The sequence below is a fragment of the Nostoc sp. CHAB 5836 genome (assembly GCF_020829445.1).
Lineage (GTDB): Bacteria > Cyanobacteriota > Cyanobacteriia > Cyanobacteriales > Nostocaceae > Nostoc.
Genome location: NZ_JAIVFV010000070.1, coordinates 20824 through 32799 on the forward strand (window position 1 = coordinate 20824; position 11976 = coordinate 32799).

At 43.0% G+C, this 11976-nt stretch carries 8 protein-coding genes and 1 tRNA gene; 3 read left to right on the top strand and 6 right to left on the bottom strand.

The features are described 5' to 3' along the window. Positions 1-231: 231 nt before the first annotated feature. On the bottom strand, positions 232-1020 hold the full coding sequence (locus LC605_RS15895) for a WecB/TagA/CpsF family glycosyltransferase (RefSeq protein WP_229548490.1): 789 nt from the start codon (positions 1018-1020) through the stop codon (positions 232-234). A gap of 421 nt (positions 1021-1441) precedes the next feature. On the opposite strand from LC605_RS15895, the gene LC605_RS32975 reads away from it, so the two are divergent. Then, positions 1442-1573, top strand: a complete 132-nt coding sequence (locus LC605_RS32975; protein WP_267868555.1) for a hypothetical protein — start codon at positions 1442-1444, stop codon at positions 1571-1573. 182 nt (positions 1574-1755) lie between these two features. Further along, positions 1756-1827, top strand: a tRNA-Gln gene (locus LC605_RS15900). A 391-nt stretch (positions 1828-2218) separates the two neighbouring features. Here LC605_RS15900 and LC605_RS15905 read toward each other — a convergent pair. Then, positions 2219-2698, bottom strand: a complete 480-nt coding sequence (locus LC605_RS15905; protein WP_229548491.1) for a hypothetical protein — start codon at positions 2696-2698, stop codon at positions 2219-2221. Between the two features lie 313 nt (positions 2699-3011). After that, positions 3012-4052: a histone deacetylase family protein gene (locus LC605_RS15910; protein ID WP_229548492.1), complete on the bottom strand. Its 1041-nt coding sequence runs from the start codon at positions 4050-4052 to the stop codon at positions 3012-3014. Between the two features lie 126 nt (positions 4053-4178). Here LC605_RS15910 and LC605_RS15915 point away from each other — a divergent pair, with 126 nt between their 5' ends. Beyond that, positions 4179-5468, top strand: a complete 1290-nt coding sequence (locus LC605_RS15915; RefSeq protein ID WP_229548493.1) for a hypothetical protein — start codon at positions 4179-4181, stop codon at positions 5466-5468. 443 nt (positions 5469-5911) lie between these two features. Here the strand turns inward: LC605_RS15915 and lnt are convergent, their stop codons facing one another. The 3 genes from lnt to LC605_RS15930 all read right to left on the bottom strand — a co-directional run. Beyond that, complete coding sequence (gene lnt, locus LC605_RS15920; RefSeq protein ID WP_229548494.1) at positions 5912-7552, bottom strand: apolipoprotein N-acyltransferase; 1641 nt, start codon at positions 7550-7552, stop codon at positions 5912-5914. After that, positions 7533-10139, bottom strand: coding sequence for a DNA topoisomerase (ATP-hydrolyzing) subunit A (gene gyrA, locus LC605_RS15925; protein ID WP_229548495.1), 2607 nt, complete (start codon positions 10137-10139; stop codon positions 7533-7535). Before gyrA ends, lnt begins: the two co-directional genes overlap by 20 nt. A 775-nt stretch (positions 10140-10914) precedes the next feature. Next, positions 10915-11976, bottom strand: a 1062-nt coding sequence (locus LC605_RS15930; RefSeq protein ID WP_229548496.1) for a hypothetical protein, incomplete at its 5' end; no start/stop codon positions are given.

Sequence of the window (11976 nt, forward strand, 5' to 3'; positions counted from 1 at the left end):
CCTTTATGGTTACTAATATTAAATCCATGTTCTTTAAACCTGTCATCCTCTTGTGAAAAGGGTTTTGCAGTTTGTTCATTTGGTACTTAATAATAGCTTCAGTCAGTTTCTCGCATTTCTCTGTCGGATGAAGTATGTATTTGAGGGCCGTAAAGCTTCTTCGTTAACAGTTTCATTTTACTTCACGCGAGTAGGAACCGCTATAGTATAAGGGGAGCGATACAACCAAAATTATTCCAGATTGCTGACATCAAAGTTTTTTAACCCTAGATTTTGTAAGAAAAAGTTCCAAAGAAAAATAAAGTTGTACAAGGTATATCTTTTCCACAGCCTTTTTGGATCTTGAGTTAATCGGAAAAGCCACTCAAAGCCAGAGCGTTGTATCCAAAGTGGAGCTTGGTTAATTCTACCGCTAAAGAAATCAAATGCCGCGCCACATGATATCATAACGGTTCCAGGAATTTTATCTAAATGGTCTTGAATCCATTGATCCTGCTTGGGAGAACCCAAGCCTACAATTATAAAATCTGGTTTAGTGCTATTAATTTTTTCACAAATTACTTTATCTTCTTCTACAGACAATTTTCTAAAAGGAGGTGAATAAGTTCCAACGATATTGATTCCTGGATAATTCTGCTCCAAAAAAGATTTCATTTCTTCAGGAGTACCTTCTGCACCACCGTACAAGAAAAAACGATAATTCCTATTTACAGCAATTTCAGATAACTTAAGAATTATATCTGGTGCATACAAACGATCGCAGCTTTTTCCGGTCAAAAGCTTAATCCAGTATACAAAAGGCATACTATCAGCGCCTGATATATCAGCCTTCCGAAAGATATTTCCTATTTCGGGGTTAAGGTAACTTTCGACTACACAGTTAACATTGACGCAGGCAATATGTTTAGATATCGCTTGCTTATCTTGAAGCCAATTATCACATTTCGCAAATAATTGTTCATAAGTGAGAACATCAACATCAGTGCCAATAAAATTAATCCTTTGGGAGTTTTTATTCATAATCTAGTCTTCAATTTAGTTGAGATGGTTGACATGGGTTTAATCTTACAAAAAATTTGCAAATTTTTACAACAAAAGCAAGTCTAATTAAAAAATTAAATATACTTTTGGAGAAAATAAATTAAAAATTATATTACTACTTTTCGTAGCGATCGCACTATTTTTTTCATTAAATTGAACTTATTGACAATAGCCTCTAAGGCTATAAGAGCTACAAAGTTGTCTGTATCTTGTTTTGCACCATTTTTTGATATCGAACTCAGATCATCTTTTATTTTTCAGATAAAAATAAAATTAGGTGCTGACATGGAATCTTTTTCAATGTCAGCGAAACAACATTTTAAATATTATCTAGCTATAGTAATAAACCCTACATTGCGCACTTAGTTTTTTATATTACAAAAATACCAGGATTGGGCTAATGGTAGTTGAATACGAAGTTGCGATCGCAGTTGTCAGCAAGGCTGAAACAGCAATTCTGTCGTTAGTAAGAAGAAAAACTCAGCTCGAAATGAGCCGACGGCAAGTTCAAACTCAAGTGCAACCGATTTAGATGCAAAGGCATCACCCTGGTTGAACTTTGTGCCTTTGCCTGTTTGCACCAACTTGAAGTAGAACATTCCAACCAATCGACCAATCAATGTCCTGCTCTAAAAACCCATTATCTGAAATCAACGATTAAAGTACTTGACATTAACCCAGGACTAACTGCTATATTAAGTACAGTGAAGTTTTTGGGGCGTAGCCAAGTGGTAAGGCAGCGGGTTTTGGTCCCGCCATCCCTAGGTTCGAATCCTAGCGCCCCAGTTAATCTAAACATTAGGCTTGCTCGGTAGACGCTGTTTAACGAGGGTAGCGAGAATTAGATTTTGGGCACTACCTAAGTCTATTCTGTCCGCAGAAACGAGCGCGGCTTTAGCCCTGAGAGTGTCAAATACCAGCTGTCTTTTCAAGTCATCTGGAAAAGTTAACGCGAAACCTAACCCCCAGCCCCCTTCCCTATAGCGGTTCTTGCTTGGATGCAACACAGTTTGACCTCGCTTCCATTCCTCTCTCGTAAAAGGAGAGAGGCTTTGAATCTTACTCCCCAACCCTACAAGGGTTGGGGTTGGGGGTTAGGTCTGTATTGCACTTAAGTGAGAAGCGCTATATTAGGGAAGCAGAGAAATAAAATCCGCAAATCCTAAGTTCGTGAATGTTACTTATCAGGGGATTTGAGAGCTTGATCGAGAGTTTGTCGAGCCTGTTCTGCTTTAGATCGCGCTTCCTGGTAACGCACATTAGCTTGAGCAAAATTTTTGAGGACTTTAAAACCTTCCTTGAGTCGAGTAATTTCCTCTTCTGTCACCGACTCATCGGTGAACAATACATCAACCGCTTTGCGAATTTCCAAGGCTTCAGCTCGTGACTCCTGAACTTTCAGTTTGAGTGTCGCCAGATTACTCAGAACCTGAACAGCTTGTGTAATGGTATCCTCACCGCTAGCAATATCAATAGTTGACTCTTTAACCTCAATTAATTGTTGAGGGCCAAATCCTTCTTCCAGTTCCGTGGGTAGCTTACCTGCATCCATCAGTTCCATCAGCTGATCCATTGCTTTATCACGGGCTTTGGCTGAATCTTTTCCAGAAACAGTAAGGATAATTTCTGGGCTTTGAGCGAGAGTGTATTGAACCATATTTGAGCAGAAAATTTGCTGGTTAACCAAGCTGAGGCAAACTATTTTAACACGTTGCGTACCAGGTCATTTGTTGGTTTATCGACTTTAGTGTCAGTTTACCAAATTCATCTAAAGATTTCGTTAATGAACAGTAACTACCTAAGTAGGTTGGTGCGAAAAAATCAAAGTATGTTACAACACGTAAATAAGCTTAAAACCCTTACTAATGACAAATGACAAATGACAAATGACAAATGACAAATGACAAATGACAACCTTAGCCAGTTAGCTTTAATTGCGCCAACGTACTTACACCAGCATTAGCTACTATTCAAACGTTTTCAAAACCTTTAACGAGTTGCCGAGCATTTTCCCGTAAGGCTTCAACAAAATATCCACCCTCTTGCACAAATAGTGTCGGTAGATTCAGAGAGCGAAGTATTCTAGCGATTTTATAGTATGAATTAGACTCCAGCGCAAAGCAACCCAGGGGATCAGATTTAAAGGTGTCGAAACCTGTCGCTACTACCAAAGCTTCAGCGTTGAACGATAACACCCTGCTGGCAGATTTTTCTAGAGCTTTTAGATAAAAAGCCTCATTGCTTCCTTTTGGCAGTGGAATGTTCAAGTTATATCCTTCGCCATCACCTGAGCCACATTCGTTTTCAAAGCCACTATAGAAGGGATAAAAATCTCTCGAATCGCCATGAATCGAGATTGTTAAAATATCGCTACGCTGATAAAAAATCTGCTGCGTACCGTTACCGTGATGCATATCAATATCAATAATTGCCACTCGGTCAAATTGCTTGCGAAGCTCAACAGCAGCAATGGCACTGTTATTCAAGAAACACATCCCCATTGCCATATCGCGGCAAGCATGATGTCCACTTGGTCTACACAAAGCATAAACAACCAGTTCCCCAGCTTTGATCCGAGATGTCGCTACAATCACCGCAGATACGCTACCTAGTGAATTTTCCCACGTGAATTCCCCGATTGGTGCCGCACAGTCAGCGATGTACCATCCCGCTAAAGCAACAGGGTTTTCGTTGAAGTTGACCATATGGCGGTTTGGGGAAATATTGGGAAATATTTCCGTGCTAGCATTCTGAATTTGTGACCAATGCGACCAAGCAACCTTGAGATAGTCAATATATTTAGTGTCGTGTACTGCAAGGATTGATTCGCGAAGCATTGAGATGCAAAGTTCTGGCGGCGGTGCAAATTCTATTTCGCATCCTGCCTCCAATAACCCCAAAAGAATTTGCCGACCCCTTGACGCTACATCGGGGTGTTCGACGAAGCGTCCTCTTTGAAGAAATTGCGAAGGGCCTTGAGCTTCAAAGTATGGACTGACAATGACTTTCATGTAGATAAAATAGTAAGAATTTCTATTTTTAACGATTTCATGCTTTATTCCTACCCCTGCCAAGTCACTCAAAATAAAACTTTATACTTAAGAAAAGGGAATAAGTTTTAACAGGAGAGGAGAGCAATGGCTCCCAGTCCCACCATCATGCAAGCTGTGGAACAACTGGGCTACCGTGTCACCGTTGGTGATGTGGCAACTCAGGCAGGATTGAAGGTCGCTGAAGCTAATCAAAGCTTGTTAGCTTTGGCATCAGATGCTGGCGGACATTTGCAAGTAGCGGATTCAGGTGATATAGTTTACCTTTTTCCACAAAATTTTCGAGCAATTTTGCGTAATAAATACTTCCGGTTACGATTGCAGGAATGGTGGCAAAAGGTCTGGAGTGTTCTGTTTTACCTGATTCGCATTTCTTTTGGAATTTTTCTAACTGTTTCCATCGCCCTGATAACTATTACCATCTTTATGATCATTACTGCTGCTAATTCAGACCGTGACGGGGACAATCGGGGCAGTAATTCCGGCGGTGGGGGCTTCTTCTATTTTCCAAATTTATTCTGGTATCTTAGCCCAAATTATGACACCCACTACCAGGAACGACGACGTGAAAGGCAGGAAGAAAGCAATCTGAATTTCTTTGAAGCTGTGTTTTCGTTTTTGTTTGGCGATGGTAATCCTAACGCCAACTTAGAAGAACGTCGCTGGCAAGAAATTGCGACAGTGATTCGGAGTAACCGTGGCGCAGTGGTAGCAGAACAAATTGCCCCATATTTGGATGATATTGGCGAGGGATATACAAAAGAGTACGAAGATTATATGCTGCCGGTTCTGACACGATTTAATGGGCAACCGACGGTAAGTCCAGAAGGGCAAATTGTTTATTACTTCCCAGAGTTGCAGGTGAGTGCAGTTAAAAAGCGCCGTCATGCAATATCAGATCACTTAGAGGAATTTTCCTGGCGTTTTAGTGCCGCAAGTTCCGGGCAAATTATGCTGAGTGCTGGGTTAGGGGTACTAAATTTTGTTGGTGCTTTAGTACTGGGAAGTTTGTTGAGAGATGGCACTGTTGCTGCTCAATTAGGGGGACTGGTAGCTTTCGTGCAAGGAATTTATTGGCTACTATTGGCTTACGGAGCAGGTTTTTTGGGCATACCCTTATTGCGTTATTTCTGGATTGGGTGGCGTAATCGTAAAATAGGCGATCGCAACCGCGATCGCCTTTCCAGAGCAAGGCTATTGGCAAGCCCTGATGCACCTTTACAACAAAAAATCAACTATGCTCAACAATTTGCAACAGAAAAAGTTATTGGCAACGAAGATTTAGTGTATTCTAGCGAAACTGACTTACTCGACCAGGAAGTTGAGCGTTCTGCACAAATGGACGTTGAATGGCAACGGCGGTTAGACCAGTCATAAGCCAATACTCTTGGGTTAAGGCTAAAACTCTGTTACAAAGTCAATTTTTTTAACGTAGACGCTTCGGCTTGCCGCAGGCTACCGTAAACACGAGTGCATCTCCCCCTGGGAGAAGGACGCAAAGGGCGCAAAGAGAAGGAAGAAATGCTTAACCCAAGCTTATTGAGTTCCCTCCCCGATTTCGGGGAGGGTTAGGGTGGGGTTCTTTATTATGCAGCTTCATATTAAATTGGTATGATCATTTAAGTTGCATAATACCAGGGATAGAGCCGCTTACTACAAGCGAATCAGTCTGCAAAAATGAATGACGATTAGCTTATAAGTAAGTCGGCAAGAATAAATCAAGCTATATTACGAAACGTAAATACACCTCAAACCCTTATAAATGACGAAGGACAAATGACAAATGACAGCTTTAGCCAGTTAGCTTTATTTGCGTCGCTCTACTTAAGTTGAATTACCAGCCAACATCCTCCAGAAGATATCAATAACAACGGTGTCAACCAATCACCCCAATGCACATATAAAGTCTCTGTCTGTCGCCGATAAATTGTTTCAGCATGAGTTTCGTAGGTATTATATCCAGATATCCACAAAGTTCTGCCGTGAGGATCTACAAAGGCTGAATATCCCGTATTAGTTGCCCGTGCTGACCATCGATCAGTTTCAATTGCCCGCATGATATCTTGTGCATGATGCTGGAATGGCATGGATGCACTGTAATGGGCATCATTAGAAGAACTAAGGATAAATTGCCCACCCATAGCAGCTTGACGACGAAATTGTTCAGGAAAAGCAGATTCGTAACATATACTAGCGATCGCCCGACCAAATGGAGTGTCAAATAGCTGATTTGCTGAACCAGCAACTTGGTGTGCCTCCAAAGGCGACAAGCGCTGAACTAACCCACCTAAAATCCCTTCAAAGGGGATATATTCTCCCAGAGGTACTAGTTTGGCTTTATCGTAGCGGCTGACAATTTCACCTTTACCATTAAAAGTAAACAAGCTAATTGTATAACTGTCTCCTCGTTCACCAAAAGCCCCAATCCAAGCAATTACGCCCTTTTGTTTCACGGCTGCAACTAAGGCAGTTAAGAGCAAGTTACGCTGGAAAATAGGTAAGGCTCCTTCTGGGGTGAGGACTGCATCTACACCTTCATTAGCTAAAGTTATATACCCACTAGTGTAATTTTCTTGGGCGCGACGAAACCCTTCGGAACTTTGTAAAAGTCGGTTTGGGATATTACCCTGAATAATCCCCACTTTCAAGGCTGCCTCTGGTGCTTGGGCGATGGGACGGCTATATAAGATAAAACCGATGAGGTGTAAGGTAATTAATAGTCCTGTGGCGCTAGCTAAATATCTATTAACGAACCACAGAGGCGCAAAGAACCCAGAGGAAATTTTCTCAGCGCTCTCTGTGTCTCTGCGGTTCGTCCATCCTTCCGCAATTAACCCATTCACAGCAACTATTGCTGCTGTCACACTATTAGGCCCGGAAAGTTGACCTAGGTGTACAATTACGAGATTATGCGGACTTTGTGTGTAAGCAAGGGAACTCCACCACAAAGGCCCGGCACTCCACAGACTCTCTAAGCCGCACCAAACTGCTGTACCAATTAGTATACGTAACCAAGGTTGTTGTCCCCCCAAGCGAGCCATCACAGCTGCCCAAATAGCGACAAATATCCCTCCCAAGACACTGATAAATCCCCAACAAAAAAGGGTAATTGCCAAACTCGGCAACCACGGAACGCCCAACCAAGTCATTGGGTGAATTCCCGTAATCCAGGATAGGGCGATACCGTGATAACCGATACCCCAGAGGAGGGCGGGGGGAGCAGGGGGGGATGAGGGGGATGAGGGGGATGAGGGAGATGGGGGGGCAGGGGGGGATTGGCTTTTGCGTTTGGCTGAAGTGAGAATTAGTACCCACAGGGGGACTAGGGCAATCCAAGCCAAGAACCATGCACCTACTGGGGCTACGGTTAGGCCCATTAAAATGCCGCTAGCTAAGGCAATTAAATAAGGGAGTAAGGCGGTTAACCTCTCCCCCTGCTTTTTACTCTGCTTCTTCTGCATCGCCAGCATCAGGTGGAACTATTGCCACTCCGGTAATAGCGTCGTCTTCATCTAAACGCTGCACTCTTACCCCAGTTGCCGATCGCGATTGGATAGAAATCGCATTCACCGCTTGACGGATGATAATACCGCGATTTGTCACCATCATGATTTCATCATCATCATTGTTGACAATGCGTAGGGTTGCCAACTTGTCTTTGTTTTTACGGTTTTTGAACTTGGTTGCCATTAAACCCTGACCAGCACGGTTTTGCAGGCGGAATTGGGCAACTGGTACGCGCTTACCATATCCTCCCATTGTAATTACCAACACCCAAGGGCCAACAACGCCACTGCTAGGCACTTCTACGGATTCTTCATTAATTTCGGTAACTTCGATATCTTCTGTTTCGATAGTTTCGATATCTTCAATTTCGGCTTCTGTAACTGTATCCAAAGTTTCAAGAATTGCTGCGGGCAGAATATCCATACCCACGAGTTCATCTTTATTTTTGAGTTTCATGGCTTTCACCCCACGAGTCGCCCTACTTAGAGGACGCAGTTGTTCGTGGTTGCACCGGAAGTTAATCGCCATCCCATTACGAGAACCAATGATTACACTGTCCTCTACTCTGGCGCGTCGCACCCACCGGAGTTGGTCGCCTTCTTCTAAGGAAATGGCAATCAAGCCGTTGGCGCGAATATGACTAAAGGCTGCCAATTCGGTTTTCTTGATATTGCCGCCCTTAGTAAGCATAACCAAGTATTCTTCGTTGCTAAACTCGTCAACTGGTACAATGGAGGTGATTTTTTCCTCTTTGGGAATCGGTAGCATTTGGACAATTGGTGTCCCACGGCTGGTACGCGAACTAGCTGGAATTTGATAAGCTCTCAAGCAATAAACGACACCACGCTCACTAAAGAATAAAATACTGTCGTGATCGCAGCAAGTTAAGAAATGCTCAATGGTATCATCATCTTTCACCTTGGCTGCGGCTTTACCTCTGGTAGCACGGCTTTGCGCTTCAAAGGTGTTAACTGGCATCCGTTTGATGTAACCTTGCTCTGTCACCAAAATAATCGCTTTTTCATTGGCAATTAGGTCGCGGTCATCTAATTCTCCTTCCCCTGGTAGAATCACCGTGCGGCGGGGTGTGGCGAAGCTAGTTTTTAATTGTGCGACTTCGGTTTCAATGATTTCTAGCACTCTCTCCCGCCGTGCTAAAATATCTTGCAAGTCGGTAATTTTCGCTTGTAATTCTTCGTGTTCTAGACGAATTTTGTCTGCTTCTAAGGCAGTCAACCGCCGCAATTGCATCTGCAAAATCGCATCTGCTTGCACTTCTGAGAGTCCGTAAGTTGTGATTAATTCGCCTTTAGCTGTGGGTGCATCTGGTGCATGGCGAATTAAGACAATAATTGGATCTAACTGAGACAGGGCAATTAATAACCCTTGGAGGAGATGGTCGCGTTCCTCCGCTTTCCGCAGTTCGTAGCGGGTGCGTCTGGCAATGGATTCGATGCGGAAATCCAAAAAGACGGTTAAGAACTGCTTGAGGGTGAGTACTTGGGGTTCGCTATTCACCAACGCCAGCATATTTGCGCCGAAGTTGGCTTGCAGTGGCGTTTGCTTGTAGAGGTTGTTCAGAACGACGCGGGGATAAGCATCACGCTTGAGTTCGATGACAACCCGCATCCCGTCGCGATCGCTTTCATCGCGGATATCTGCGATGCCTTCTAGACGCTTCTCGTTGACCATTTCGGCAATTTTTTCAATCAGCGCCGCTTTGTTGGTTTGATAGGGCAATTCGGTGATGATAATTGCTTCTCTATCTGGACGTCCTCGCTGTTCAACGGTTTCAATGTTTGCGACACCACGCATGGTGATGGAACCACGCCCGGTGGTGTAAGCTTCTCGAATGGCTGATGTTCCTAAAATCTGCGCCCCAGTCGGAAAGTCTGGGCCGTGGACATACTGCATTAATTCCAGATCGGTGATTTCTGGATTGTGGATTACAGCCACCAAAGCATCAATCAATTCGCCCAAATTGTGAGGGGGAATGTTGGTAGCCATGCCCACGGCAATTCCAGAGGAACCGTTGAGTAATAATTGGGGAATCCGTGCTGGTAAAACTGTCGGTTCTTGCTGGGAACCGTCGAAGTTATCGGCAAAGTCTACGGTTTCATACTCAATGTCGTGGAGTAGACCAGCACTAGTTAAAGCTTGCAAGCGGCATTCTGTGTACCGCATGGCGGCTGGTGGGTCGTTATCTACCGAACCAAAGTTACCATGTCCGTTAACTAAGGGCGATCGCATGGAAAAATCCTGGGCCATCCGCACCAGGGCATCATACACTGCCGTGTCGCCGTGGGGGTGATATTTACCCAGCACTTCCCCCACTACACGGGCGCATTTCTTAAAGGGGCGATCGTGAAGTAGACCTAGCTCGTGCATTGCGTAGAGAATGCGACGATGCACAGGTTTTAGACCATCCCTGGCATCTGGCAACGCCCGACCCACTATTACGCTCATGGCGTATTCCAGATAAGACTGCGACATTTCAGTTCGCAAATCTATCGGGATAATCCTCTCCTGTGAGGTTGTCATAACCTAAAAATCTCCAAAAATCGTAGATTTTAGCTTTTTTACTCAACAAAGCGCAAAATTATTCTAAATTGCTCTTGAATAATTGCCATATTTTGATACAATTCTAACATATATTGCCTTTTTATGGCTGGATGGCTAACCCAAGTATCTAGCAAATAAGTAGTATAATAAATCACGATTAAAAATAATTACAGGTAGCTTTGACAAAACAGTGGAGGTAATCACAACAGGACTGCTTTGCAACCCAACTGAACCTACAACTTCAAAAAATCGTTGCAAAGATCATCTAAGTAGGTCGGCGCAATTAAAGCTAACTGGCTAAGGCTGTCAGCCCCTTCGGGGAAGTCAAAAGTCAAAAGTCAAAAGTCATTTGTCCTAAGTCAATTGGTCACTAGTAAAGATTTTAAGGCTATTTACGTTTCGTAACATACTTTGATTTTTTCGCGCCAACTTACTTATTGGTCGTTGTTCGGAATCTCAAAGACTAAATTTTGTGATCACTACAAACAGATAAGGGTTAGATATGGCGAAGCTATAATCAAGTGCAAACGCGCACTTCCTTGACCTGGATTTCTCACCACATCTCATTAATTAAATAAGTAAAGAGTAAAGAGTAATAAGTAATAAGTAATGAGTAAAGAATCTTACTTATTACTTATTACTTATTACTTATTACTTCACCCGCGAGGGGAGCAGGGGAGCTTGTGAGAAATGCGGGTTGAGTCCATTCTAGGGTCATGTGAATTGTATATTGGGAAATTAATACTTTTCCTGGCTACTTATTTATAAGCTTTAAGAGATTTGTTAGTGTCGTTCCTGAGTAGTATTCAATATTGGGATCATGAGGAACTTTATCTACAACGAAACCAATTTTCATTCCAGATGTATAGGTGACTCCGGAACGGGTAGTTTGTTCAATGCGAATTTCATACTCAACAGGTTGCCCTGGTTTAAGCCAAGAATCAAAGCGATCGCCCAAATTGATCTGATAAGCATCGGCCCAGTGAGGATAGAGTCGATGTGGAACAAGTGGGTAAGACATCTCGCTGACTTTGGAGTTGTTCTGGGACAAAATAATTGTCAATTTAACCGTTTTTAACTCGCCCAGAAGTTTACCTTCATCTAAAAGAGTAAAATTGCGGGGATCGGGGAAGCGATCAAATCCTTTAAATTTATAACGCCCTAAACGTTTAGGGTTAATACCTCCAGTAATCGTAATTTCGGTTTGGTTTGGCGAATTATTGAGTTTATATTCCAATGTGCCTGGAATATCAAATTGCAATTTCGCCGATTCAGTAATTTCAGCTTTGATCGGAGGATCTCCTAAATCTTGTGGGCGTTTAACAGTTTGCCAAGACACTTTAAAAGAATTTTGGACGGTTTCTAATAAACGATAACTATCTAGGACATCCGAACCAGTACCAAGTAGACTCCGTAGTCCCGTTTTTTTCGACAAATTTTTCTTGATCAGCCTAATGCTTCGATCAACTAACAGGCTAACGCGATTGCTATAACTAATTTGTTCTTGAGGAATTTCTGTACCCTTGACTAACAATACTTGACCGTAACTACCAAGTTCCCCATCTCTACCGTTGCGTCCCGGTTGACCAATAAGGCCATTCTCACAAGTAAAATTTCTCTGGTGTGATAGACCAAGATATTTCCAGCCATAACGGTAGTTTGGATCTAAATTTGGAAGCTGCTGGGGTCGATATTGTTGTTCGTCATAGAACGCATCACCCGTACAGCGAAATAATTCTCTGTTAATTTCTTGCCACTGTGCGTTAACTACATTGATTTGTTGCGCCATCAATGCCCAAGTGCAATAGTTTACAGT